General features: G+C 50.2%; 24 protein-coding genes. 9 read left to right on the forward strand and 15 right to left on the reverse strand.

Translation table 11 applies throughout. The features are described from left to right. Positions 1-191: 191 nt before the first annotated feature. Entirely contained in the window at positions 192-1,619 is a 1,428-nt protein-coding gene (locus tag ACYU87_RS05605) for a hypothetical protein (RefSeq protein ID WP_461133038.1), read from the reverse strand. 370 nt (positions 1,620-1,989) lie between these two features. On the opposite strand from ACYU87_RS05605, the gene ACYU87_RS05610 reads away from it, so the two are divergent. Beyond that, a complete protein-coding gene (locus ACYU87_RS05610) occupies positions 1,990-4,326 on the forward strand; it encodes an efflux RND transporter permease subunit (protein ID WP_461133039.1) in 2,337 nt (778 codons plus the stop codon). A gap of 36 nt (positions 4,327-4,362) precedes the next feature. Here the strand turns inward: ACYU87_RS05610 and ACYU87_RS05615 are convergent, their stop codons facing one another. Then, the gene (locus ACYU87_RS05615; protein ID WP_461133040.1) at positions 4,363-4,665 is read right to left on the reverse strand and encodes a DUF4286 family protein; all 303 of its coding nucleotides are present in this window, start codon (positions 4,663-4,665) and stop codon (positions 4,363-4,365) included. A 90-nt stretch (positions 4,666-4,755) separates the two neighbouring features. Here ACYU87_RS05615 and ACYU87_RS05620 point away from each other — a divergent pair, with 90 nt between their 5' ends. Then, positions 4,756-5,190 (forward strand): cytochrome B, encoded by a 435-nt coding sequence (locus tag ACYU87_RS05620; RefSeq protein ID WP_461133041.1) that lies wholly within the window; start codon positions 4,756-4,758, stop codon positions 5,188-5,190. A 284-nt stretch (positions 5,191-5,474) separates the two neighbouring features. After that, the gene (locus ACYU87_RS05625; protein ID WP_461133042.1) at positions 5,475-6,020 is read left to right on the forward strand and encodes a C40 family peptidase; all 546 of its coding nucleotides are present in this window, start codon (positions 5,475-5,477) and stop codon (positions 6,018-6,020) included. Positions 6,021-6,074: 54 nt separating this feature from the next. Here the strand turns inward: ACYU87_RS05625 and argB are convergent, their stop codons facing one another. From argB to ACYU87_RS05665, 8 genes are all read right to left on the reverse strand, one after another. Beyond that, the gene (gene argB, locus ACYU87_RS05630) at positions 6,075-6,857 is read right to left on the reverse strand and encodes an acetylglutamate kinase (protein WP_461133043.1); all 783 of its coding nucleotides are present in this window, start codon (positions 6,855-6,857) and stop codon (positions 6,075-6,077) included. Beyond that, on the reverse strand, positions 6,850-7,809 hold the full coding sequence (locus tag ACYU87_RS05635) for an N-acetylornithine carbamoyltransferase (protein ID WP_461133044.1): 960 nt from the start codon (positions 7,807-7,809) through the stop codon (positions 6,850-6,852). Before ACYU87_RS05635 ends, argB begins: the two co-directional genes overlap by 8 nt. A 225-nt stretch (positions 7,810-8,034) precedes the next feature. Further along, positions 8,035-9,171, reverse strand: coding sequence for an aspartate aminotransferase family protein (locus ACYU87_RS05640; RefSeq protein ID WP_461133045.1), 1,137 nt, complete (start codon positions 9,169-9,171; stop codon positions 8,035-8,037). A 156-nt stretch (positions 9,172-9,327) separates the two neighbouring features. Beyond that, a complete protein-coding gene (locus ACYU87_RS05645) occupies positions 9,328-10,047 on the reverse strand; it encodes an alpha/beta fold hydrolase (protein ID WP_461133046.1) in 720 nt (239 codons plus the stop codon). Positions 10,048-10,062: 15 nt separating this feature from the next. Then, positions 10,063-10,680, reverse strand: coding sequence for a hypothetical protein (locus ACYU87_RS05650; protein ID WP_461133047.1), 618 nt, complete (start codon positions 10,678-10,680; stop codon positions 10,063-10,065). A 190-nt stretch (positions 10,681-10,870) separates the two neighbouring features. Further along, on the reverse strand, positions 10,871-11,485 hold the full coding sequence (locus tag ACYU87_RS05655; protein WP_461133048.1) for a hypothetical protein: 615 nt from the start codon (positions 11,483-11,485) through the stop codon (positions 10,871-10,873). A 520-nt stretch (positions 11,486-12,005) separates the two neighbouring features. Continuing rightward, the gene (gene clpX / locus ACYU87_RS05660; protein ID WP_461133049.1) at positions 12,006-13,238 is read right to left on the reverse strand and encodes an ATP-dependent Clp protease ATP-binding subunit ClpX; all 1,233 of its coding nucleotides are present in this window, start codon (positions 13,236-13,238) and stop codon (positions 12,006-12,008) included. Positions 13,239-13,527: 289 nt separating this feature from the next. Continuing rightward, positions 13,528-14,223 carry a ClpP family protease gene (locus ACYU87_RS05665; protein WP_461133050.1) on the reverse strand — a complete coding sequence of 232 codons (696 nt, stop codon included), beginning with the start codon at positions 14,221-14,223 and terminating at the stop codon, positions 13,528-13,530. A 133-nt stretch (positions 14,224-14,356) separates the two neighbouring features. Here ACYU87_RS05665 and ACYU87_RS05670 point away from each other — a divergent pair, with 133 nt between their 5' ends. Together ACYU87_RS05670 and ACYU87_RS05675 are read left to right on the forward strand one after the other, a co-directional pair. Then, positions 14,357-14,782 (forward strand): helix-turn-helix domain-containing protein, encoded by a 426-nt coding sequence (locus ACYU87_RS05670; RefSeq protein WP_461133051.1) that lies wholly within the window; start codon positions 14,357-14,359, stop codon positions 14,780-14,782. Positions 14,783-14,881: 99 nt separating this feature from the next. Beyond that, positions 14,882-15,952 (forward strand): M42 family metallopeptidase, encoded by a 1,071-nt coding sequence (locus tag ACYU87_RS05675; protein ID WP_461133052.1) that lies wholly within the window; start codon positions 14,882-14,884, stop codon positions 15,950-15,952. Positions 15,953-16,039: 87 nt separating this feature from the next. On the opposite strand, the gene ACYU87_RS05680 is transcribed toward ACYU87_RS05675, so the two are convergent. Beyond that, a complete protein-coding gene (locus ACYU87_RS05680; protein ID WP_461133053.1) occupies positions 16,040-19,030 on the reverse strand; it encodes an outer membrane beta-barrel protein in 2,991 nt (996 codons plus the stop codon). Positions 19,031-19,261: 231 nt separating this feature from the next. Next, positions 19,262-20,074, reverse strand: a complete 813-nt coding sequence (locus ACYU87_RS05685) for a GLPGLI family protein (RefSeq protein WP_461133054.1) — start codon at positions 20,072-20,074, stop codon at positions 19,262-19,264. Positions 20,075-20,249: 175 nt separating this feature from the next. Between ACYU87_RS05685 and ACYU87_RS05690 the strand changes: the two genes are divergently transcribed. The 3 genes from ACYU87_RS05690 to ACYU87_RS05700 are packed head-to-tail and all read left to right on the forward strand — an operon-like array spanning position 20,250 to position 22,645. Further along, positions 20,250-20,999, forward strand: coding sequence for a helical backbone metal receptor (locus ACYU87_RS05690; RefSeq protein ID WP_461133055.1), 750 nt, complete (start codon positions 20,250-20,252; stop codon positions 20,997-20,999). Then, positions 20,996-21,577: a Uma2 family endonuclease gene (locus tag ACYU87_RS05695; protein WP_461133056.1), complete on the forward strand. Its 582-nt coding sequence runs from the start codon at positions 20,996-20,998 to the stop codon at positions 21,575-21,577. The genes ACYU87_RS05690 and ACYU87_RS05695 overlap by 4 nt, the downstream gene beginning before the upstream one ends. Beyond that, positions 21,578-22,645 carry an AraC family transcriptional regulator gene (locus tag ACYU87_RS05700; RefSeq protein WP_461133057.1) on the forward strand — a complete coding sequence of 356 codons (1,068 nt, stop codon included), beginning with the start codon at positions 21,578-21,580 and terminating at the stop codon, positions 22,643-22,645. It begins immediately after the preceding gene. A 28-nt stretch (positions 22,646-22,673) separates the two neighbouring features. Here ACYU87_RS05700 and ACYU87_RS05705 read toward each other — a convergent pair whose 3' ends face one another. Next, positions 22,674-23,684: an NAD(P)H-binding protein gene (locus ACYU87_RS05705; RefSeq protein ID WP_461133058.1), complete on the reverse strand. Its 1,011-nt coding sequence runs from the start codon at positions 23,682-23,684 to the stop codon at positions 22,674-22,676. A gap of 234 nt (positions 23,685-23,918) precedes the next feature. On the opposite strand from ACYU87_RS05705, the gene ACYU87_RS05710 reads away from it, so the two are divergent. Then, the gene (locus ACYU87_RS05710) at positions 23,919-25,364 is read left to right on the forward strand and encodes an alpha-L-fucosidase (protein ID WP_461133059.1); all 1,446 of its coding nucleotides are present in this window, start codon (positions 23,919-23,921) and stop codon (positions 25,362-25,364) included. A gap of 20 nt (positions 25,365-25,384) precedes the next feature. Here ACYU87_RS05710 and ACYU87_RS05715 read toward each other — a convergent pair whose 3' ends face one another. Beyond that, a complete protein-coding gene (locus ACYU87_RS05715) occupies positions 25,385-25,729 on the reverse strand; it encodes a DUF4260 domain-containing protein (protein WP_461133060.1) in 345 nt (114 codons plus the stop codon). A 229-nt stretch (positions 25,730-25,958) separates the two neighbouring features. Next, positions 25,959-26,822 carry a sugar phosphate isomerase/epimerase family protein gene (locus tag ACYU87_RS05720; protein WP_461133061.1) on the reverse strand — a complete coding sequence of 288 codons (864 nt, stop codon included), beginning with the start codon at positions 26,820-26,822 and terminating at the stop codon, positions 25,959-25,961. Positions 26,823-26,869: the final 47 nt, after the last annotated feature.

Below are 26,869 nucleotides of genomic sequence, written 5' to 3' on the forward strand. Positions count from 1 at the left end.
TAGTAATTAGTTACATAAAGTCTACCACTATAATCACCTGATGGGGTTATTTGTTTGGTTAAACCGCTTATTTTAATTGTCTTAATCAGATCGCACCCATTATGAACAAATATTGTTTTTATCAATCTACAATATAACCTATTTTCTATTGAAAATACACCATATAGGCCACTCCTTGAGTAACGCGTTTACTACCGCTTTTTTAGCTTGTAAAGTGCTCGTTTTAACTGCCTGTTCTGCTCGTTGAGCCGGTGAATTTCCTCATTGAGCTGAATAACATAACGCATGGTTTCTTCTACCTTCTCCAGCAAACGAGCGTCCATCGTGGCAGGATCGTACCCTACCTTGACAACCTCAGCCGCCGACGGCATATTGGGGAGATGCCTGTTCGTTTCAATGTAGCGCTTCACGCCAGCCAGGGGAAGAAGCGTATAGCCGGGCTCAAAAACCCGATCAGCCCAGTCCGTCTCTTTTTCGATGAATAATTTACCCAGGATAGGCTGCGCCAGCAAGACATCACCCCGCTCGTTTACGGTCAGCACTTTGTTAGCTTTGCCGGCAACCAGACTGTTGCTCGTCAGGTTTTCCAACCGTAATCCGGACTCGTCTGCCCGTTCACTTCGTATGTGCAGACGGGCTGTCGGCGCGCTTGTACCAATGCCAATATTTGCCTTATTGCCCAGCACGAGCGCATCGCTAATGGACACCTCCGCCCCTGCTCCAATAGCGGTGGCATTTGTGAGGTTGTGGGCTGATGCATCCGCTCCTGTTCCCAGAAACGTATTTCGGGAGCCACTACCCCGCTGGCCGGTAGCGTAGCCAATATAAACGTTGTCATCGCTGTTAACACTGGTCGATCCTGCCTTATGACCAACAATGGTGTTGTGGCTCCCCGTTGTAATTGCCCGACCCGAGAGGGAGCCGAAGAAGGTATTGCCTATACCTGTCGTTGTACTGAAGCCCGACTGATACCCAACGAATGTATTGGAATCGGCGACAGCATTATTCCCGGACTGGTAGCCGAGAAACGTGTTTTGCGCACCACGTACATTGGCATACCCCGTTTTACTACCGACGAAGACATTACCGATGGCCCCTTTCTGGCTAAAACCGGAAGAATCACCGATCATTATATTATTGTTCCCCAACGACTGTTGCGAAACGCCCATACCAGCCTGATTTCCCGCTACTACGTTACTGTAACCGCCCGTATTGTACCAGCCAGCCTGATACCCGACGAATACATTTGTGCTACTGTTTGTGTTAAGACCACCAGCTCCCCATCCCATGAACGTGTTGTAGCTGCCATTCCCGTTAAACCCTCCAGCGAATGTTCCTACATAGACGTTATTGGCCCCCCGGTAGTTCAGGTAACCGGCCTGATACCCAACAAACGTATTCTCACTACCCGACGTGGTTGAATTACCGGTAGAGTTACCCAGAAATGTATTCTTGATACCATTGGTAACTTGTGCACCCACGTTGGTACCTACAAAGACATTGTCACTACCCGGCGTGGAGGATACAGGGCCGTTTACGACTAAATTGTTCTGGGCGTGTGAAGCAGCCATGCCAGCTACCATTAATCCAATGATGCCCGAAACGTAGCTAAATTTCATAAAAAAGTAAGCGTGGATGGTTAATGAATCAGAACCTGACAATCGGTGCGGCCTAAACCGCAATAGACATGTGAAGAAAAGAATTTATTTAACGTTTTCTTCCATTCACGGATTAATTATATACTATCGGGTATACAAATCAAAGAAGATAGTCTACTGACTCTTTCTACTCGGGAAATGGGAATTCATAAATACGTTACGTATTGACGGCTAAATAGCCACTCGACACCCGCGCCCGGACGGTGACCAGCATTCCTGAAAGGGTCCTTTTTACGTACCTTGCGGACTTATTCCGCGTTGATCAGGTATGATTTGGCACACAATCTCTTCCTACATTCTAAAAAATAGAGTTCTGCTTATACTGATTGTATTGCTCGGTACCATAGTAATGGGGTACCAGGCAAGTAAGGTCAAGCTCTCCTATGAACTAGCCAAAATTTTACCGGTCACAGACACTGATTATCAGTACTACGAGGCTTTCAAATCTCGGTTTGGGCAGGATGGTAATGTGATGGTGCTGGCCATCGAAACCGATAGTATGTACCAGCTCGGTTTTTTCAGCGACTGGTACGCCCTAAACCAGAAAATCAAACGCATACAGGGAATTAAAGACGTGGTGTCGAACGCACACCTGTACAACGTCATTCGAGACGATTCTGCCCGTACATTCCGTATCCGCCCGCTGGTACCAGAGCCCATTACGACGCAGATCGGTTTAGACAGCCTGAAAACACGACTTGCCGCATTGCCGTTTTACCGCAACCTGGTAACGGACAGCAGTGGCAAGGCACACCTGATGGCCATTTCCTTCGATCAGACGATTGTTAATACCAGGAACCGGATTGCACTGGTTCGGCAGATCGAGGCCATGGCTGACTCTTTCGGCAGGAACCACACGCCTAGTACAAATTCCATTTCCTCCACTAGCCCGGTTCATCTGTCAGGCATGCCGTATATCCGCACCGAATTTTCGGCTAAAGTCAGTAAGGAAATGTCGCTGTTCATGGGATTGGCTTTTCTGGTTACGGCCCTGATCCTGTTCTATTTCTTTCGATCGCTAACGGTCGTGCTGTCGGCCCTTGCCGTGGTGGGCGTAGGCGTAATCTGGGCAACGGGCTACATCGTTCTACTTGGCTACGACATTACCCTGTTGACCGGACTGATTCCCCCGTTGATTATTGTTATCGGGGTCCCCAATGTTATTTTCCTGCTCAACCGATACCACGAAGAGCTGAACCGAAACCGCGGCCAAAAGGAAGCTTTACTGATAGCCAGCGAAAAGGTTGGAGAAACGACTTTTTTCGCGAATGTTACCACCAGCATCGGCTTTTTTGTCTTTTATTTCACGGGTAGTCCCCTACTGGTTCAGTTTGGTTTGGTTGCTGCACTGGGCATTATGACAACCTACGCGGTATCCCTTGTTTTAATACCCATCATTTTCAGTTACCTGATCGTACCAACGCCCAGTCAACGCAGTCATCTGGAACGTCGGCGGGTGAGCAGTTTCCTAGGTTGGGTCGATACGCTGGTGCATACGCGCCGAACGGCCATTTATACCTTCATCGCTATCGTAACAGCTCTTTCCACTGTTGGCGCTTTACAGATTAACCCGATTGGCTTTGTGGTAGACGACCTGCCAAAAAACGACCCGATATACACCGATCTGAAGTTTATTGAAAGTCGATTCAAAGGCATCATGCCTTTCGAGGTGAGCATTGACGCCAAACGGCCCGGCCGGGTACTAACGCCCCAGACGCTGACAAAGATTAAGCTGCTGGAGCGGGCGTTTGGTAAGTATCCGGAGTTTACGCGACCCCTGTCCCTGGTCGAAGCCGTCAAGTTTTTTTACCAATCCTACCGGGGTGGAGATCCGAAATACTACGCGCTGCCCGGAGCCCTCGAATTAAGCCAGTTAGCCGATTATGCTCCCCAGTTAAAAGGCGCTAAGAATGCAGTCGGAGGACTGGCTTTTAAGGCCTATCTGGACAGCACATTCCAGTATACCCGAGTCAGCTTCCAGATGCCCGACGTAGGTACGGTTCGGACCATGCAACTCCTGAACGAACTCCAGCCCAGAGCCGATTCTATTTTCAACACAGACCGGTCCACAGGCAAGCGCGTGCCAGACGCCGATCAATATGATGTTCACATCACCGGCAACAGCGTTGTCTTCACAAGAGGTAATGAGTACCTGCTCACTAACCTGGCAGAGAGTACGATTATGGCCATCTTACTGGTTTCGGTTATCTTGATCATGCTGCTACGCGATGTTCGGTTGAGCCTGATCGCTATTCTGCCAAGCGTAGTGCCCTTGCTTGTTACGGCGGGCATCATGGGCTTTTGTGGCATTCACCTGAAACCATCGACAATTTTAATCTTCAGCATCGCCTTCGGTATATCTTCCGATGGCACGATTTACTTCATCACAAAATACCGGGATGAGCTGAGGAATCAGAACGTGAGCCTGGATCGGGCCGTTTCGGAAACGATTCGCCACACGGGAATCAGCATGTTTTACACAGCCATGATTCTGTTTGCGGGTTTTGCCATTTTTGGGGCCTCGACCTTTCAGGGAACCGTAGCGCTGGGTATTCTTGTGTCCATAACCCTGCTCATGGGTATGGCCTCCAACCTCATTTTACTCCCTGCCTTCTTGCTGACCGTCGATAAACGCCGAAAGAAAAATGGGCTGCTGCCTGGTAATTAAATCGGCTACAAAAGAGGTCATCCCTACTTACGCTTATTAAGCTTCTTCAAGCAGCGTATCGAAGGAGATGAACTGATTGCCAAAGCGATGCTGAATACGTTCGCGCAGGGCGTCGGCATGGTATTGCTGATAAGCGGCATAATCGGCCATAGTCCTGAAGTCGAGTTGGACGGAGTAGGTTATACCCCCATTGTCAAGTTCGGTTAGTAACCGCAGAATTTTGTGGCTTACGGGAAGCTCGGTCGCCATTACCGCCGGCAGAAAAAAGCGTTTCATCCAGCGAAGCCAGTCAGACGCCACCTCATCGGCCACGCTGTACGTCGTGTTATAGAGAATCATAGACGGTAAACAACCGATTGGCGGTGTAAGTTGGTCATTTGGTTGTTTCTTTGCCAAAGAACTAAATTTGCTCAATAAATCATTCTACTCATGTATTCTGGATTAGTACACGCCCACTCGGGGCTCCGCTGGATAGCCCTTGTTCTGCTGCTGGCAGCCGTTGCTGTCGCTATTGGTAAATGGCAGGGGCGCAGCGGTTACACAGACGGCAACCGTAAGTTATACCTGTTCACCCTGATTGCGGTGCATACACAGCTTTTGCTGGGTCTGGCTTTGTTCTTCATCAGCCCCAAAGTCAACTTCTCGCTTCTGAGCGACAAGGTTTATCGATTTTACACGGTAGAGCATACGGCGGGTATGCTGATCGCAATTATTCTTGTTACGATTGGCTATTCGCGCTCCAAGCGGGCTACGGATGCTGTTACGAAACAACGGCTGATAGGCATTTTTTACGGAATAGGCCTTCTGCTCATCCTGGCGTCTATTCCCTGGCCATTCCGCATCCTTGGTGCCAACTGGTTTTAACCGGTAACACCTTTTACCCATAAACTCTACTGGCGCAGATCGGTGATAAAATTATCACCGATCTGCGCTTTTTGCTGATTTACAGGGTAAGAGCAGTGCACACAGCGGGGATAACAAAAAATTCACATAGCTTTTTCACCTTTCAATGCCTTTACGGTCAATTGTTTAGATAATTGGTATGAAATTTTTTACACAGTTGTGGGGAAATTTCTCCTCAAAGCCTAGGTAGATAGAGGTCTGTCCTGTACTTTTATAGTACGTAACGTGGATTTGACCTCAATTCTATGATGAGAAAAATGCTCCTGGCAGTATTTTGTACTGTCTCGTTTGGCATCGTTCAAGCACAAACCGTATCTACCGTAACTGACAATCTGACCGACGTACCCACCGCAACGTCTCACGAAGCAAGTTTTTACGATCAAATTCCGCTCGTAAAAAATGTCATCAATTACGCGAAAGAGCACCTCTCTGTTCGGTATCGCTCTGGAGGTACAACAACCCGGGGCTTCGACTGCTCTGGCTTCACTCGCTTTTGTTACAACAAATTCGGCATCTTGTTGCCCCACTCCAGCGCTGCTCAGGGAAATGTAGGTGACGCCATTGAAAAAGAATCGGCCCAACCCGGTGATCTGATTTTGTTTAAGGGACACAGTTCGGGCGGTAACCGAATTGGGCACGTTGGCCTGATTACGGAAGTGATCGGTGATCGCATTAAGTTCATTCACTCCGCCTGGAACGGGGGTGTCCGGTATGATTACTTAAGCGCAAACTACTACCAGCATCGCTTCATGGGTATCCGGCGCGTTGTTCACTTGCTGGCTGAAAAATAAACGGCTGAAAGCCTCCTTTTTATCTATACATCCTGAAGCGGCATTCCAGCCGCTTTATTTTTTTAAGGTTGTTCCGGCTCCCTGCTGCACAGCCGTTGCCAGTTCATCGGCATGACAAATAATTACTTTCGATACGCCGTTAGCCAAGGCTCTGAAGGCATTGTCTAATTTCGGAATCATGCCCTTATTGATCGTTCCTCCGGCTTTGTTTTCGGCGTACTGTGTAGGGGTCAGCACGTTGATAACGCTGGTATCATCGGATGGGTCGCTTAGGACACCTTTCTTCTCAAAGCAGTAGATCAGCGTTACCGTGTTATGATGGCACATATCAACCGCAATGGCCGATGCCATTGTATCTGCATTCGTATTGAGCAGATCGCCCGACTGCGCATACGTTAAGGGGGCAAAAACGGGGGTCAAACGCTGGCGAAGGAAAAACTGAATTTGACCGGAGTTCACTTCCTGTATGTCGCCAACCATACCATAGTCGACGTCTGTCACGGGCCGTTTGTGGGCCAGTACGGTTCCGGCGTCGGCACCCGTCATCCCGATCGCATTCACGTCGAGCGCCTGAAGTTTAGCTACGATTTGTTTATTAACCAGGCCCCCATAGACCATCGTTACCACATCGAGCATGGGCTGATCCGTAATGCGACGACCATCGACCATTGTGGTTTGAATACCCAGCTTTTCGGCCACCTGGGTAGCCACTTTGCCACCACCGTGAATCAAGAGTTTGTCGCCGGGCAAGGCAGCGAAAGTGGTCAAGAATCGTTTCAATGCTGCGGGATCATCAATGATGTTCCCGCCAATTTTTATGACCGTCAGGTTATCCATTTTTTAGAATTTCTTTTAATACTGCCTGAGCCGACCATTCCCGGTTAGCTGCCTGCTCAACAACCAGCGACTGAGGACTGTCGAGCACGGCGTCGGATACTTTCAAATTACGGCGCACCGGCAGGCAATGCATGAATTTGCCGTTATTCGTCAGGTTCATGTCATCCATCGTTACGGCCCAGGACGGGTCCTGTGTCAGTACTTGCCCATAATGCGTGTAGGATGACCAGTTTTTCCCATAAATAAAATCGGCACCGGCAAAAGCCTCTTGCTGGTTGTATACGACAGGGGTATTCCCAACAAATTCCGGGGCCAGTTCATACCCCTCCGGATGGGTCACCACAAACTCGATCTTCCCCGCCTTGGCACGGGCATTCATCCACTCACAGAACGAATTGGCAACAGCCTGCGGTAGAGGTTTAAAATGCGGTAACCAGGTCAGCACCACTTTCGGGCGGTCGGTACGTCTCGCTTCCTCAATTGTGATGCAGTCGGCCAAGGATTGCAGCGGGTGACGTGTGGCCGATTCGAGGTTGACGATGGGGACGCCAGCGTAGGTAGCGAACTGGTGCATGACCTGCTCCCGGTAATCTTTATCCCTGTCTTTCAGTTCAGCAAACGCCCGGATGCCAATGATGTCGCAATACCGGCCCATTACGGCAGCCGCTTCCCGAACATGCTCGGCTTTGTCGCCATTCATGAGCACGCCCTCTTCCATTTCCAGCCCCCAGCTATCCTGCCCGACATTCATAGTCATGACGTTCATACCCAGATTCTGAGCGGCTTTCTGCGTACTTAGCCGCGTACGAAGGCTGGAGTTGAAGAAGATCAGGCCAATGGTTTTATTTTTACCGAGCAGCTGATCGGCAAATGGATTGGCTTTGGCCGCAAGGCCGGATTGAATCAGGACGTCGATGCTGGTGACGTCGGAAAGGGAGAGAAAATTAGTCATTTAATTTTAAACGCAAAGGCGCTACGAAACAGCGATTAACTTAGTGAATACGGCGTTGCCGTATCGTATCATTCTAAACCACGGTATGCATATGATCAAGCTGATACCCTTCTTTTAGTAGGTTTATGCCCAGGTAAGCAGGTGCATCAGCTTGTATATAATCCTGCCAGTTCATAAGTAATTCTGTTTTTAACAAAATCAAAAATGGCTATCTGGTAGACTCCCCTAAACAGGTTCCGCCTTTAGGCACAGTCGTAATGCCTCCAGAAACTGATCGGCTTCATCGACACCGATAGCCAGCGACGGCAGCAGACGAATGATTGTTTTACCAGCTACACCCGTGAATTGCTTATGCTCGAACAGCAGCGTTTTACGAAGCGCATCAACGGGAAAGTCATACTCAATACCAATCATTAAGCCCCGGCCACGTAGCTCTTTGTAGCCGCCGATCTGGCGAATCCCATCCATGAAATAAGTACCCATCCGGGTCGCATTGTCCATCAGGCCTTCCTCCTTCATTATGTCCAGTACGGCCACAGCTGCGGTACATGCCAGGTGGTTCCCGCCGAACGTCGTTCCCAGTAGACCATAACTGGCCTTGAATTTGGGGGCAATGAGAATACCGCCGATTGGAAAACCGTTCCCCATGCCTTTGGCCATCGAAATTATATCCGCTTCAATTCCGCTGAACTGGTGCGAGAAAAACTTACCCGACCGGCCGTAACCACATTGTACACCATCCAGAATAAGTATGGCCCCCGTTTCATCACATCGCTTACGAAGCGTCTGTAAAAAATCATCGGTAGCAACCTGTATACCGCCCACCCCCTGAATACCTTCGATAATGACGGCGCATGTATCCGTAGTTATGCCTGCCAGGGCCGCCTGAGAGTCGTTGTAAGGCAGAAACGTAACGTGCTGGTTGTAGTTTATGGGAGCAACGATGGCGGGATTGTCGGTAGCCGCTACGGCACCGGCCGTACGGCCGTGAAATGACTTCGTAAAGGCCACAACCTTGGTCCGCCCGTTGTGAAACGACGCCAGTTTCAGCGCGTTCTCGTTGGCCTCGGCCCCGGAGTTGCACAGGAACAACGCATAGTCCGGGTGATCTGACAGCGCACCCAGTTTATCGGCTAACTCCTGCTGCTGCGGAATCCGGACAGAGTTGGAGTAGAACGAAATTTTGTTCAACTGATCAGTCAGGGCCTTTACATAGCGCGGGTGCGTATGCCCAACCGAAATAACCGCATGACCACCGTATAGATCGAGATAACGTGTACCATCGGCATCCCAGAGATAGCTACCCTGGGCGGTGGTTGGTTCAATATCATACAGCGGATAAACGTTAAACAGCTCTGCCATTTTCTTAATAATCTAAGCGTACCGAAAGAAGGTCTTCTTTTTGGCACTTTCCTATAAATGAGGTGCAAGTTTACGGATAATCAGGCTAAAAAATGGGCTAAAACACAAAAAGGAAGCCGAATTGGCTTCCCCTCTAGTTGGTTTATCGGCCAGCCCTCACAGCCCGTCTATAAACGCCCGAATGGTCTCAACAGATGCTTCGGGCTGTTCGATCATGCCCATATGGCCTGTCTGCTCCAGGGAGGCTACCCGGATTTGACTGGACGATTCGGCCAGTTGCGCTACTTTATCATGCGGGATTAATTGATCTTCCCGACCCAGCACGAATAAAACGGGAAATGGCGCATTGTTTACTACAGCCGTTCGATCAGGGCGGGCAGCTATGGCTTTGACACCAGCTGCCAGTGCTTCGGCGGGTAATGCCGAATAACGATCAATCAACAACTGTAGTTTGTCGGCTGGATAATTGGGCGCTACGGTCTTAGGCAATTGCTTCCGAATAAAGGGAGCGGTACCTTCCGTCTGCAGTTCACGAATTGCCTGTTGCCGAACCTGACTTCTTGCCGGGTCATCAGCAGCGGGGGTCGAATGGAACAATACCAGCCCCTGTACCCGCTCGGGGTATTTTTCGGCAAAGGCGAGGGCTATATAGCCCCCCATTGAGTGCCCTACTAATACAACCTGTTCAACCGTCGCCGACTGCAATAGGCTGTACAACTCGTCGGCATATCCTTCAATTGTTGTGCGGGTTGTAAGCCGGGAAAAATCGGGCGTCAATACCGCATATGCCAAAGCCAAATCGGCGTAGATGCTATCCCAAATGGTAGCATCTACGCCGTGGCCGTGGATGAGACAGATCGTTGGTCGTTGGCTCATCAGGAATTTTTTTCTCTATGCGTTATTGATAACACCCAGCAGGATAAGCACCAAGCCAACAACCAGACCGATAATACCGATAACACCCAGTACACTACCACCACCCAAGAGAAGTAACAGCAAACCGATGATACCAATGATCACACCAAGGCGAACGTTTGAGCTCATCGCTTTCGTTTGATCCGGTGCCACGTGGTTCTTGATTTTCTTATCCATTTTTTTGAGCATGGTACGCTCCATCAGCGACATTTTTTTCGTCGAAGCAACGTTTGACGAAACGTCAGCTTTTGCACTCGTCGTAGCCAGCATTTCGTTCAGGCGCGTCATGCGCTTAGCCAGTTTTTTGTTCGAAGCTAATTTGCTGTCGTTGCGTACATACGCTTCAACTTGGCTAACGGCTTGCTTGGTTTGAGCGATTTGTTGCTCAACAGGTGCTACCGAAGCTACGGCTGCGGGCTGGGATACAACGGCTTCTTCGGTAGCTACAGGCGTAGCCACTGCTACCGACTGAGATGGAGCCGACTTGAAACTTTCACGGGCGGTTGGCTGGAAGTAAGCTACCGGACGGCTGCAGGATGAGAGAATGGCGGCACCGATGAAGGCGGTGAAAATGCTTTTGGAAAACGTATTCATAATGTGTCAGTTTAAAAAGTTAATGGTTGATTTACAATCCAGAACAACTACAAGTTTTATGTTTTGTTGGAATGTCTGAAAAAAAGTAACGACAAATTCGATTAATTGACCTGGCTATTCGGCAAAATCCCCACCATTTCAGACGATTTCCTTCAACTGGCGGGGATTCAGCTCATTGCTCAAGTAAGGTTTATAGCAAGCCAATCAACAGAATAACGGCCCCTACCAGCACGGCTACCAAGCCAACGGTGGCGGCTGTACCCGTAGTCAGGATCAGCAGAAGTAAACCAACGATAACCAGGACAGCACCACCAGCCAGCGTACCCGAATTGACCATCGCTTTTTCTGGGTTAGCGGGAGCCAGCTGCTTGCTGATTTTCTTGTTCATTTTTTTCAGCATTACTCGCTCCATCAGGTTCATTTTCTTTGGAGCATTAGCTTCGGTTGGTGCCAGAGCTGCTTTGGCTGAACTAGCCGCCAGCAATGTACGAACTTTGTTCAGACGTTTTTGAACGGTCTTGTCAGCGCTTAATTTGCTGTCATTACGCACCATCGCATCTACCTGATCCAACGCTGCGGTTGTTTGGGCAACTTGTTCTGAGGGAGCAGCTACCGTAGCCGTAGCTGGTGTTTGAGCAGCAACAGGCGCAGCCATTTCGACCTGCGCTACAGGAGCAGCTTTTGCGGGTGCTGTAGCATAATGCTCACGGGCGGTTGGTTGAAAATACGCTACCGGACGGCTACAGGATGAAAAAACTGCAGTACCTAAAAGTGCTGCAACGATGTGTTTGGAGAACATACGCATAGTGTATAGTTTAATTAGTGAACGTTTTAGTATTCACCCTGATGAACTATAACTTTATTCATTTGTTGGCCGGTCGTTCAAAAAAAATTATGTGCTCCCGGTAAATCAGGAAGATTGTAAACGTGTAGGATAATTCAGCGTATCAACTCTATCAAGTATAATTACTTACACTTTTTAGCCTCAAGTCTGGTACTTTAGGTAAACTTTAGTGACAGACTGAAAGGAAATATACTGGCTATTAATAGCACAGGCAACCGCGTAGCATACGATTATATGATCGATGGTATTCTGACGATTGAACAGCATACAGTACTCCTTCTTTTCTTGTTCCGAACGAAATAACGAAGGCATGTGGTAACGTCGATCAGGCGGTATCTGCTTGAGAACCTTACGGCAAATTCATCATCTACACGGCTGGATTACTCCTTATAAATCTCTCACTAGTTGAGATTTACACAAAAAGGGGTAGCTGATTTTTACGTAAAAATCAGCTACCCCTTTTCAAAAAATTCGTCTATACTTAAGCGACGGAGCGGAATTGATGTGTGCTGGATTTGCCGAATTTTTCGCGGGCATATTCCAGATTAATCGTCAATTCGGTGGTTCCCGTTTGAGAAGGCATTTCAAACATAGCGTCGGTGATGATCGACTCACAAATGGAGCGTAACCCGCGGGCACCAAGTCCGTACTGCAGCGCCTGATCCACGATATAATTCAACGCGCTGGTATCCCAGTGCAGGGTAATCCCCTCCATGTGAAAAAGCTTGTCGTACTGCTTCGTAATGGCATTTTTGGGCTCCGTCAATATCTGCATCAGCGCGTTTCGATCCAGTGGCTCAAGGTGCGTCAATACCGGCAAACGACCAATCAGCTCTGGAATCAGCCCAAACGATTTCAGGTCGAGGGCTGAAATGTAGCGCATCAAATGGCCGCGTTCAAAGGTGTCGTTCAACCGACGATCGCCGGAGAAGCCAATGGGTCGGGTGTTTATCCGCTTGGTGATATGGCGTTCAATTCCATCAAAAGCGCCACCGCAGATGAACAGAATATTTTCGGTATTCAGGGCAATCAGACGCTGGTCGGGGTGTTTGCGGCCTCCCTGGGGCGGTACATTCACAACCGACCCTTCCAGCAATTTTAACAGCGCCTGCTGAACACCCTCGCCACTCACATCGCGGGTGATACTTGGATTATCGGATTTGCGGGCGATTTTATCAATTTCATCGATGTAAACGATACCGCGTTCGGCTGCTTCGACATTGTAGTCAGCCGCCTGCAACAAGCGGGTCAGAATCGTTTCGACATCTTCACCCACATAGCCTGCCTCGGTAATAACCGTCGCATCGGCAATGCAGAAAGGCACTTCGAGAATTTTGGCGATCGACCGAGCCAGGTAGGTTTTGCCCGTACCCGTTTCACCAACCATGATAATGTTCGATTTTTCGATCGTCACATCATCGTCGGTTTTTGGCTGCATCAGCCGCTTGTAGTGGTTGTAAACCGCCACAGTAATGGCTTTTTTGGCGTCGTCCTGACCAACAACAAACTGGTCGAGGTGCCGCTTCATGTCAATGGGTTTAATGAGCTTGATCGTAACTTCGGCGGGCTCACTCTTTTTAGGCCGCATTTCTTCCAGCACAACCTGATGTCCCTGTTCAATACAGTAATTACAGATGTGTGCATCGATGCCGGACAGGAGCATCATTACTTCGTTTTTGCGTCGTCCACAGAACGAGCAACTAATTTGTGGCATGAACGGTTGCAGAATAAATTGGCTGGGGGTTATCAGGCACGGAAGGTGGGGTACACCATTGGTCTGAGTCGGGTTAACGGTTCGTCTAAATACTTTGTTGATCCAACAGCTAATTTCGATAAAAAAAACGACTCAGGCGAACCTGAGCCGTTGCGTATTTACAAAGTTATTCGTTGGTCGCCAGAAAAAAGAACGGCATCCATCAATAAGGAACATTTACGGGATGCTTTCGTGCCCGAGGCAGCGCCTGTATTGAAAAATACCGTTCCGTCTTTTGGTCCTGTACCAGTTAAGCGGTTCTCTCCCGACGCAGTACTTCGTCGATCAGACCGTATTCTTTGGCTTCTTCAGCTCTGAACCATTTGTCACGATCCGAAGCCTGTTCTATTTCTTCGTATGTACGACCCGAGTGGCTGGCAAGAATATGATACAGATCTTTTTCCAGTTCGAGCATTTCTTTCATGGTCACCTGCATATCTTTCGAGGTTCCCTGCGCACCACCCGACGGTTGGTGAATCATGACGCGGGCGTGAGGCAGTGCCGAACGCTTGCCGGCAGCACCGCCTGCCAGTAACACAGCACCCATAGAGGCCGCCAGGCTGGTACAGACCGTAGCCACATCGGGCCGAACATATTGCATGGTATCGTAGATGCCCAAACCAGCGTATACCGAGCCACCTGGGCTGTTGAGGTACATCAGAATATCCTTTTTAGGATCGGCCGACTCCAGGAACAGCAACTGCGCGACAATGATATTCGCGATGTTGTCATCTACGGGCAGGCCCATAAAAATAATTCGATCGGCCATGAGCCGGGAAAACACGTCCACTTCGCGGAAGTTCATTGGCCGCTCTTCAATAACCGAACGGGTCATGTTTTCAACCGAATTATTTTCAATGGCGTGTTTCACGTAACCGTCGACAGACAAGCCATTGAGGCCCATGTGATGGACGGCGAAATTGCGGAATTCTTTTTCGTAATTCATAATTGGGTTTACTTCTTGATTTGAAAACCAAGAACGCCTGGTGTAAGTTCGAGAATTGTTTCGCTACAAAATTGCGTTATCATCTCGGAAAACCCTGTCAGTTTAGGTTTAGATTTTATCGTTGTTACTTGATATGAGCACCATCACCAATCGTGGTCCGGCTGAAAAAATACGCTTACAACGGCTACAGCGCGGTTTGTCCCAGGAAAATATGGCCGATTTGCTTGGCCTGTCCACAACCGCGTATGGCGATATCGAACGGGGTAAAACTGATCTGACCCTCTCCCGGCTAACCCAAATTGCGACCGTTTTGGCCGTATCGCCCTTAGCCCTACTCACCGACGAAGCCTTGACGGCACAGGTTATTGACGTAAAAACCGATGAACTGGCCAGCCACGAACTGGAAACATTGCGCCTGATGGTGGAAAAGCAACAATTCGAACTGGACAAACTTCGCCTGGAAGCCGACTACTGGAAGCGCAAATACGACGACCGCATTGCGATGGAAGTGCTGCGCTCCATGGGCGTGGAGCAGAAACGGGAACGGATCGGGTTTTAGTTTTTCTCTTTAGTTTACCAGTCGATGAACAGACGAAACAGATTCTGTAGATGAAAATTTGTCATTAATTACTTCACTTATTACCTGCGCGATTGCCAAATGAACGAACAAAGTAAAAACTTCCTGTATCAGTACCTTAACAATGCCTCGCCTACGGGTTTCGAATCGTCGGGGCAGCAGATTTGGCTGGATTACCTTAAACCCTACACCGACGAGTATATTGTCGACACATACGGCACTGCTGTTGGGGTTGTAGGCCCTGGTAAAGACTACAAAGTCGTTATCGAAGCCCATTCCGACGAGATTTCGTGGTTTGTCAATTACATATCCGACGATGGCTATTTGTTTGTCCGGCGGAATGGGGGTTCCGATGCGCTCATTGCTCCGTCGATGCGGGTGAATCTGCATACCAAGAAGGGCGTTGTAGAGGGTGTTTTTGGCTGGCCAGCCATTCACGTTCGTGACCTGGCTAAAGATACCGCCCCTAAAGTGACGGATCTGTTTATCGATGTAGGCGCGGCAACCAAACAGGAAGCACTGGATATGGGCATTCACGTGGGTACGGTCTGCACCTTCACCGATGGTCTGATGGAACTGAACGGACGGTTTTACGTCGGGCGAGCACTGGACAACCGCATGGGTGGTTTCATGCTTGCCGAAGTAGCCCGACTGCTGAAAGAAAACAACGTAATCCTGCCTTTCACGCTGTATATTGTCAATGCCGTACAGGAAGAAATCGGGTTGCGCGGGGCCGAAATGATTGCCCGCCGACTCAAGCCGGATCTCGCCATTTGTACCGATGTAACGCACGATACGCAATCACCGAAGTACGACAAAAAAGAACAGGGCGATCTGAAGTGTGGCGACGGACCCGTGCTGTGCTACGGCCCAGCCGTTCAGAACAATGTACTCGACTTCCTGATTGGCGTAGCAGAACAGCACGACATTTCGTTCCAGCGCCAGGCCGTTAGTCGCTCAACGGGTACCGATACCGATGCCTTTGCCTACGCTACCGAAGGCATTGCATCTGCACTGATTTCGCTGCCGCTCAAGTACATGCATACCACGGTCGAGACTGTTCATATGGATGATGTGCAGAACGTCATTAAGCTTATGTACGAAACGCTGCTGGCGCTGAAGGGAGACGAAGATTTCCGGTATATCAAGTAATGTTTTCTGATCACAAAGGCCCGGCGTACACAGAGAAACGTAAGTTAACTCTCCATGTACGCTGGGACTTTGTGATTAACTAATGTATCACCCGTTCCGGCGGAAGCCACCCTGCCCCCGCTGCCCGCCCCCATTTCGCTCCTGGAAAGGATCCCTTGGTGCCGTAACGCCAGCACCAAAGCTGCGTAGGTTATACACGAAGCTAACCATGAAGTACCGGTTTAATACGCGGCTCCGAACTTCCTCCGTGTAGGTGTCGGTTACGTTTCGTACGATGCTTTGATTCTGATTCAGCAGATCAAATGCCTGAAATCGCAGCTCACCATGATTTTGCTTGAATAACTGCCGGGACAGGGTTGCGTTCCAGAGTGTGTAGGACTGATTATAGCTGGCCGAGCTGCCTCCGTAATGGTTAAAATAAACGTTCGTGGAGAAGGTAAATTTAAGCGGTAGCTGGTAGTAGACATCGAGCGTAACCGTCTGGTTCAGGAAGGTTGTATTCTGCTGCGGCTGGAGCGAATACTTTGCGGATTGCCAGTTGATATTACCTGACAGGTTCAAATCCAGCTTCTCCGTAAAATTTGAGCTTATCGTAGCTCCCTGACCGATCAGCCAGTTTTTTGCCTGATTTGACTGGTCGTTAATAAAGCTTGTTCCCTGATTGAACGTCAGGTTCGTTGACAGGTTCAGGTTTGTCTTTTGGGCACCCAATTTGAGGGGTCGGCCAACGACAAACGACCCGTTGACCGTATAATACCCGTTGGTATTTACCGGTGTGGTTGTTTGCGCACCCGATGCATTAAACACCGTTGAATTGACGATTTTGTTGTCCGTCCGGCTTGCATTCAGAAAGATAAACATATTGCGAAATGTTGCCGCGTCGAACTGATTGTAATTCAGCGTTACCGCATGGCTGTACTCGGGTTGCAGACCGGCGTTACCCAGTTGAATATTCAGCGGATTCGTATTATTGGGAACCGGTTGCAACTGACTGACTGACGGCGCATTGATGCGCGTCCGGTAATTGAACCGCAACCGCCGGCTCTTCGCAAAATTGTAAGTTAGTAACGCATTGGGCAACAGGTTCGAAAACGTTCGATTCAGCGTCATATCGCGGCTCAGGTTGGTGGAATTTAGACTCGCCTGCTGCGCATCCAGCCCGAACGCGTAAGTATACTTCAACCGTTTTGTCTGCCACGTCAACCCACCGCGATTCGTTACGTAGTCGTTTACAAAATTGTTACTCAAGGCTGCATTCAGCCGGTCATATTGACTCGTTTGCCCGTTAAAATCATTCACCGCCCGGTTCGAGGTATTGTGATTGTTCGACAGATTGTAGTGGAATTCAAGCGTTTGACGAAGGGACAGCGGTTCCGTATAACTTACGTTAATCGTGTTGGTCATGGAGTTCGTTTGCTGGTCATTCCGTTGATTAATGGTCTGTGTCGTGATGCCGGTCAGGGTATCTTTCGTAATGACGCCAGATGTCAGGCTCGTCGACGATCCGTTAAACTGGTTCACCGATTTGTTGATTCCCGCATTGTTCTGATCATTCAGCGCAATTGTCCAGTTTGCCGAAAAACTCCGTCCTTTCTTCTGAAACTTTCGAAACAACAACAACTGGTTATTTCCCGTAAAACCCGTTCCGTTCGAATTGTAGTTGGTCGCACTCGAATTGGCCAGCACGCCCTCGCTGGTCAGGGTTCTCGCGCTGCTCTGGTTCATGTAATTCGAACTCAGCCACGACAAACTCGGAATGACCCGAATCGTTGTCAGTGAATCCATCCGGTAATCGAGCCGTAGGTTGACTCGTTGGTTGGTGTTGGTGTTATCAGAGCTATTGTTCTGGTCGCGAACAAACCCAGCCTGTGCGGTTGCCGGCGTTGTCCCGGCCGTACCGCTGGGAATCACGTTCTCCCGGTGGCTTTGCTGGTCCGTCAGTGTGTTGGTGTTGCTGGCGTTGTAGCTGCTGACAACGTCGACTTTTTTCCCCCACCCATCCCGGTAATTAATGCCTGCGGCCCACGATGTCGTAATCGCATTGCTGCCAACCTGACCAGCCCCGTTGCCACTGCCCCCACCGGCCCCGCCACGTACCACATTGCTCCCTCCTCCGCCACCCTGCCCCTGGCCAGCGCCACCGAAGTTATTACCAAGTCCCAGATCACTCGCCGTAAAACCCTGCTGGTTGACGTTGTTGGCCATACCCAACACCGAAATCTGACGACCATTGTTAAATTGACTGAGGCTCACCCGACCCGAGTAACGGGTATCTGATCCGGCGTTCCGGTCGCCGGGCTTGGGACCAGCGCCAATCGTCTGCTGACCAAACGACCCTTTGCGCTTGTCTTTTTTGGTTGTAATGTTGATGGTTTTCTCTCGATCACCATCGTCTACTCCCGAAAACGCCGACTGCTCCGATGCCTGATCGAAAAGCTGCACTTTGTCGATGATATCGGCGGGAAGATTACGGGTTGCCATCTTGGGATCGTTCCCGAAAAACGGCTTTCCATCAACCAGTACTTTGGTTATCGCCTGCCCCTGCGCTTTTACGTTGCCGTCGCGATCCACTTCCACGCCCGGCAGTTTCTTGAGCAGGTCCTCCACCTGTGCATTGGGACGCGTTTTGAACGAACCAGCGTTAAATTCCAGCGTGTCTCCTTTCACGGCGATGGGCGCGCGTTCGCCCTGAACGGATACTTCCGTTAACGTTTGCGATTGCGCAACCAGGTCAATGGCCCCCATCTCGGTTGTTTCCGTAGTGTTTGTTACCGAAATACGCCTGGCCCGGCTACGGTAACCCACATACGACACAAGTAACCGGTATTGCCCTTCGCTGATTTTGGGGAAAGAAAAACGCCCTTCGCCGTCTGTAATGCCAAACGAAACCAACGACGAATCGCGGGCCAGCAGCAAGGATACCGATGCTTCGAGCAGTGGCTTTCGGGTAAGCGAATCCACTACCTGCCCACGAAGCCCCCCCGACGACTGGGCTGCTGAACTATTGATGAGTACGGTGTATGGTAAAAGGCATACTATACTCCAGAACAACCACTTTGCTGTCGTTTGTCTTTTCATAATGGATGGAGGGCCATACGGTCTGTTATTCATGGCACATGATCATTTTTATCTATGCGGGGTCAGGGTGGTACTGCGCGATCCGCCGTTTTTTTGAGCGCTGCCGGATAGGTGGTTCGTGGGGACACGGACCAAGGAAAACGATCTAGAACGTGGAGTCAGTTTTAAGAATCGCACCGACGACCCGGCTGACTCCACGTTAATACGTTGATTCAAGAAATCCCGCCTTATTCAATTCCGCATCGGCATATTCTGCATCATTTTTTGACGAAAATCAGCCATTCCTTTCCGGCGTATCTGTTCCATTTCTTCGGCCGATATACTTTTAGCCGCTTTGGGCGGCAGTACGCTTGCTTCAGCTACGGACTCCATCGACACACCCGTTGCTTTGTACGATTCATTATCGGATTCGATTTGCATCACAACGCCTTTCGGAGGTGTCAGGTCAGCAATGGGTGAGTAAGTGAACGGCAGATCGGTGGTGTACCAGACGGTGTAGGTCTGTTTCCGACGGGTGGCGGTACCTTTGTGACAAACATAACCCGCTATTTTCTTGGTCTTTTCAATCGCCGTCCAGTCGGCTGCACTTGGCATGGGCTTTTCGGACCGGTAAATGTCCGTCACCGTCGAGTCTTTCTTCACCATCAGCACATCAATGCGTTGCCGGTTAGCCAGATCCAGATACGTCTGCTGATCGAACGGGGGCGTCATCCGCATGCCCGGCGGTCTACCTTCCCGGGAACCACCACTGGCTCCGCCATCGCCCCCTGGCCGACGAAACATCATGCCCCCCTGCGGACGGTCACGTTCTTCTTTAGCCATCGTCCCCGAGAAGACGAGTTTCTGCGTGAAGGATAGTACGTCCGGCATTCCTTCGGGTGCGTCGGGAGCACCGGGTTGCCCTTCCGGTCCATTCGCCCGCATTTGTGAGCGGTCGATCTGGCGCATACCTTCGTAGGTAATCTTGCCTGATACAGGCGTTTGTCCGTAGAGCGTTGTGGCCCAAAGCCCAACCGCGAGCAAGGTGATCAGGTGTTGTTTCATCGTACAAGGCGTTAGTAATCGGTGGCTATTGCTGGCTAAAAATCGCTGGAATCCTCTGTCAATAAGGGATTCCAGGAGTAAACGTTGCATTAAATTAAGAACTCTCCGCCAAAAGTTTTTTGAAGGTTGTTAAATGGACGCTGAGTCGCCTTTTTTACTGGTTAAATGTCGGTCTATGCATCCCAAGCGCATCATTTCACTGGTCCCCTCGCAAACCGAATTGCTCTTCGATCTGGGGCTGGATCAGGCGATTGTAGGCATCACAAAGTTTTGTGCCTATCCGGAAGATAAAGTTCGACAGAAGGCTCTCGTAGGTGGTACTAAGGACCTTGACCTGAATCGAATCCGGGAACTCATGCCTGATCTGATTATTGCCAATAAGGAAGAAAACACCCGCGAACAAGTCGAAGAACTACAGCGCCATCACCCCGTTCATGTTACGGACATGGCTACCCTATCCGACGCCTTACGCATGATTCGGGAGGTGGGTACGCTGGTCGGGCGGTCAACTGAAGCGGATCAACTGGCCCAGCGAATCGAATCCAGTTTGTGCCCTTCGTTTCAACCAGTGGGCCTGTCTGTGGCGTACCTAATCTGGCGGAAACCCTACATGGTTGCGGCCAGCAACACGTTTATTCATTCGATGCTGGCCGTAGCTGGTTTTACGAACGCGTTTGCGAACCAGACTCGTTACCCCCAAATTACCCCCGATGATTTGCAGAAAGCGCAGCCAGATCTCCTCTTTTTATCGTCGGAGCCCTACCCTTTCGGGAAGAAACACGTGGATGAGCTACAGCGAATTTGCCCGTCGGCTCAGGTAATTCTAGTGGATGGTGAAGTGTTTTCGTGGTACGGCAGCCGGTTGTTGCACACGTCCGACTATTTCAGGAGCTTGCGGAATCAAATCGCTAAAGACAACGCATGATCACCGACATTTCGCAACTCGATCCGAACGGTAGGTATACCTATGCCGATTACCTGAAATGGCAGTTTGACGAGAGCGTTGAACTGATTAAAGGAAAACTGTACCGGATGTCGCCTGCTCTAAAGCGAAGGCATCAGGACGCATCCGTAAATTTAGAATTTGCCTTGCTTAAATACTTCGAGGATAAATCATGCAAAGTATATGATGCCCCATTCGATGTTCGGTTGCCGGTGCGCAATGAGCGAAAGCCGGCCCAACTGCATACGGTGGTTCAGCCAGATATATGTGTAATATGCGATCTCAGTAAATTAGATGATGATGGTTGTTTGGGTGCACCCGACTGGGTTATTGAGATTACGTCGCCCCGAACAGCAAAAAATGACTTCAACGAAAAATTTAATTTATACGAAGAATCGGGTGTTCGCGAGTATTGGATTGTTCAGCCGAAAGAGAAAACCGTTCATGTCTATGTCCTGGAAGAGGAGACTTATGTGCTGGTCGACGTTTACGAATCTGGTGAAATTTCCAGTTGTATTTTCCCTGACCTTATCGTTTCCCACAACCGAATCTTCTCCTAAATGACTCGACAATCAACCAACGACACGCTTTCCGTCGCTTCCATTAATCTGATTTTATTTGCGGCCCAGCAACGGGGGGCCGACGCCGACGCCCTGATCCGGGCTATCGGGATCCCGGCGGAACAACTGCGCGACCCCGACGGGCGTGTACTGATTCGGCAGGTACAGGCGCTCTGGCGTGAGGTTACAGAAGTCACCGGCGATGCGAACATTGCGTTACAGCTTGGTGAGATGATCAATCCGGTAGCCATTGGCGTGCTGGCGTATGTCATGATGCATAGCCCAACACTGGGTCAGGCGTTTGACAAACTCTGTCGCTATCAGGATATTTCCTGCGAAGGTATTCTGACAACGGGGAGCCATATACAATCGCCCGCATCGGGAAAACAGTTCATGCTGTCGCTCCGGATAATCAGCGATGACATTATTTACCCGCAACACGTACTCAATTCTGAATTGTCGATTTACCTGTCGGCCATGCGTGCCCTGACCGGACAACGCATCGAGGTTCAGGCGATTCGATTCGCTTATCCGAAACCGCTGGATACAACGGAGCATGAACGCGTTTTTGCCCCCGCTCGCCTGACCTTCGACGCGCCCGAAACCGTGATGATCATGGATGCCGCCCTGCTCGACTTGCCCGTACTGAATGCCAGTCCAACGATATTGTCACTCGTTGAAAAGCACGCGAAAGACACATTAGACAAACTCAAAACCCCGTCACTGAGCAGCCGGGTGAAATCGGAGATCATCTCGCTTATGAAAGGCGAAGAACCCGCTCTGGCTGCCGTTGCCGACCGCCTGGCTATGGGCATCCGGACGCTCCAGCTCCATTTGAAGGAATCCGGAACGTCCTACCAGCAATTACTCGACGAAACCCGGAAAGAGCTGGCCGTCAGCCATCTGCGCGAATCAACCTTAAGCACTACCGACATTGCCTACCTGCTGGGTTTTGCCGAACCGAGTGTCTTTTTCCGATCCTTCAAAAAATGGACCGGCCTCACGCCCGGTGCGTATCGACTAAAGCCCGGTAATACAGATTTCCAGTCTGCTAGTCTGAGAAGATAAGGCTCCTTTATCCAGCAAACGTTCGCTTCTACTGACCCGTACTTGCGGGCCGGAAGTCAGCCTTACGTTGGCGGGCGTACCAGGCCAGTGTGTTACTTAATGCCTCGTTCATGGGCGTTGGCCGAAAATCGGGAAAGAGCGCCCGAACCTTCTGATCATTGAGTAGAATCGTACTGTCGTAGAGGTAGAGCATTTCTTTAACCTCCCGCAACACAGGCAGAAACAGGCCCAAAAAGCTGATCATTAAGCGACTATACAGCTGAACCTTCGTCGGTTTCCCCGTCAGTTCGTTAATCTGTCCGAACCAGGCCCGCATGGATGGTACGGTGATACCACCATAATTCCAGACAGCGTAAGACGCATCCGCCGGTTGTATCCGACTAGCCCATGCCCGCAAAAGAAGCCGGACAATAATTTCGGCGGCATCTTTCGTGTAAACCAGTTGGTGCGGAATGTCGGCGTTCACAATCCAGGGCAGCGCATTTCCCTTAAGGGCATTGTCGAAAATAGGTTTCATGCCTTCGTTTAGTACGTTTGGGCCCCAGAAGTCCGGTAGTCGTACGTTGAGCACCCGGCATTTACCCGCTCTGGCAGCCTGCTCCAGCCTAGTTTCGATCTCGACGCGTAGCTGACCTTTCCGGGTGCATGGGTTGGGCTGACTGTCTTCCCGAATCGGTTCCGTTGCGAGGCCGAAATTGTAAACATTTCCCGGCAAAATAATGGTGGCGCGGGTCTGGTGAGCCGCATCAATCACCTTGCTCGTAACGGCGTCCATGTTGCCAAACCACTTATGGTAGGGGTAATTGATGCCATGAAAGATAAAATCTTTTCCTCTAGCTGTCCGGTTTAGTAAGGCGACATCCTGTGCGTCACCTTCAACGATGGTCAGCGTGGGCCGATTCTGGAATAGGGCTTCCGCTTTGGCCCGGTTGCGGACCAGAATGGTTACGGGCAATTGACGGGCGAGCAGGTTGGCGGTGACGGCATAACCGATACTGCCAGTTGCCCCCAGCACAAGGATAGTGGGTTGTTCATGCATGCGTTTTGCGGGTTGATTAATGCACAGCAAAGGTCAGGCAGGTCCGCCAGGGGGTCGCTGACGAACGACGCAAATCGACTGACCAATCGCGAAAATCTGAGCATAACCAACAAGCCCTATTTGCCCAAATTTGCCGAACCAAGCGTTTTTTTTCGTTTCTTCAAGCACTGGATGGATCAAGCGCCAGCCAGCTACAACTGGCGCACGTCTAACTGCATGCTAATCAACCTATCAATGAAAAAACAGATCACCCACCTGGTTTTCTCACTACTCCTTACCGCTTCTGTACCGGCACTTGCCCAGCAACATTCGGAGCAGAAACACGATAAGTACATCTGGCCTACCGATGCGCAGGTGAAGCAGAAACTGGAAAACTGGCAGGACACAAAATTTGGCTTACTGATGCACTGGGGCACGTACAGCGAATGGGGCGTGGTTGAATCGTGGTCACTCTGCCCGGAAGATGAAGGCTGGTGCGAACGAAGAGGGCCTCATTCGGCCAACTGGTTCGACTACAAAAAGGCGTACGAGAATCTTCAGACAACGTTTAACCCGGTTAAATTCAATCCCGAACGCTGGGCCAATGCCGCCAAGAGTGCCGGCATGAAATACATGGTCTTTACGACCAAGCACCACGACGGATTCTGTATGTTCGACACGAAACAGACCGACTACAAGATTACTGACAAGAAAACGCCCTTCTCGTCGAATCCGCGCAGTAACGTAACAAAAGAGATTCTGGGCGCTTTTCGGCAGCAGGGATTCATGGTAGGCACGTATTTCTCCAAACCCGACTGGCATACCGAAAACTACTGGTGGCCCTATTTCCCGCCAAAAGATCGGAACGTGAGCTACGACCCGAAGAAACGCCCCGAGCTTTGGAAAAAATTCAGCGATTTCACCTACAACCAGATCGAAGAGTTAATGACCGACTATGGAAAAGTAGACATTCTGTGGCTCGATGGCGGCTGGGTTCGTCCGTTCAGCAGCATCGATTCGACCATTAGCTGGCAACGTACCATCCCCTACGATCAGGACATCAACATGGCCCGCATTGCCGGCATGGCGCGCAAGCATCAGCCGGGCCTGTTGGTGGTTGACCGTACAGTACCGGGTGAATTTGAGAACTACGTCACCCCCGAACAGTCGATTCCGGATCATTACATGCCCATTCCCTGGGAAAGCTGCATGACAATGGGCAACAGCTGGTCTTACGTGCCGAAAGAAAACTTCAAGTCGTCCCGGAAACTGGTGCAAACCCTGGTGGACATTGTAGCCAAAAACGGCAATCTACTGCTCAACATTGCCCCTGGTCCCGATGGCGAATGGCATGAGGAAGCCTACCAGCGACTGCAGGAAATCGGCAAATGGATAGCCGTGAACGGCGAGTCGATTTACGGAACCAAACCACTGGCCCCCTATCGGCAGGGGCAATGGGCGTTCACCTCGACCGGCAAATCGGTCTACGCATCCTATTTACCGACAGATGCCGAGAAGCAACTGCCGGCCAGCGTGGCCCTGCCTGCTCTTACAGTGGCTCCAACGGCCAAAGTAACCGTTCTGGGGACTACCCAATCGCTCAAAATGAGCAAAACAAAGGATGGGCTCCATGTTGTTATTCCGGAAAAGGTTCGTCAGCAGTTAGCCGGGCAACCTGTATGGGTACTCAAAATTGGATAACCGGCCCAGGCACCAATCGGTTACAGATTTTCCAGACTTGTGTGCTTGAAGCTATCGGCATATTTCAGCCCGTAGCCCAGCATCCGGTCCATACTCGAATGCGCAAATAGAATGATGCCCGCCAGCATAAGGGTCTGGTTACCCGCCATCAGGCCAAGTAGCCCGATCACGATACCCAGGCCCTTGTGATGAACGATATTGTACGAGACAGCCCCGACAAGCGGATTGACCAGGTAGCCAATCATGCTGACATCGGGAACCAGGATCAGGGCGGGAAACCACCACCAGGCAAAACTCAGGCGGGAGAACAGATAAATAGCGGCCAGAAACTGGATTAACTCTTCGGACTTTAAAAGCGTTTTCATGAACTTGAGGTAATTAGTACCTGACAAAGGTCCGGCCTATTGATCACCTGATTACTGACAAAGTACGCAAGTCAAGTGATCAATCACGAAAATCTTGACGTAAAAACGGCCGCTAATCAACTGACTAGCGGCCGTTTCTTTTTGTAGACATACGGCTCCATTTTGTAAAGTCAGCTTTAAGAAGCTGACTTTACAAAATGGCACTTCCCTAACTTCACCAAAACTCATTTTACTCCCTCAGGCTTTTCAGGTACGCAATGCTTTTGGGCATCTGCTCATACTCCTTATTGCTCTCATCCTCAATGTAATAATGCTTCACGCCCGCCTTTTTCGCTAACCGTATAATTTCCGGGATATTCACCTGACCGTCGCCCAGTGTAACATCGTTTTCGGGAGGAGTACCGCCGGTCAGGTCGCCTTTGACGCCTTTTTTGAGGTCTTTCAGGTGCATGAGTTTGTAGCGATTACCGTACTTTTTCAGTAACGCAACGGGGTCAGCTCCGCCGTGCTGCGCCCACAGAATGTCCATTTCGAAGGAGACATACTTAGGGTTGGTGTTCTTTACGATGTAATCATACAGCGTACCGTCTTCGTATGGGTGGAACTCGTACCCATGGTTATGGTAACAGAATGTCAGGCCGTTCTCTTGCAAAACCTTACCCACCCGATTAAAATCGTCAACGGCTTTTTTGGCATTGTCGAGGTTGAAGTTAGCCTTTTGGTGCGGAATCCAGGCGACCATCACAAACGAAGCGCCCAGCTCTTTCGCTTTATTAACGACGTCCATCGGGTCTTTTACGATCTGCTCGTAACCCGCCCCCGTGGCCGAAATGCGGATACCCCGTTCATCACACAGTTTTTTAAATTCCGCGCCCGTCATTCCTTTCGGCGCGCCAGCCTCCATATCGATGATGCCCAGCGCTTTGATGGTATCCAGGGTAGCAATGACGCTTTTAGGGAAACTGGCCCGGTAGGTATAGGACTCAACGCCAATCGGAAAGGTATACAACGGCTTACCTTTCTGGGCAAATCCGTCGGTCAGACTCAAGGCTACCGCTGCGACCAAACACAACGAGAAAATGGTTTTTTTCATGATCATAGATTTTTCTTTTAAACGCCCGGTCTTTGACCGGATATACC

The sequence above is a fragment of the Spirosoma lituiforme genome (assembly GCF_054776635.1).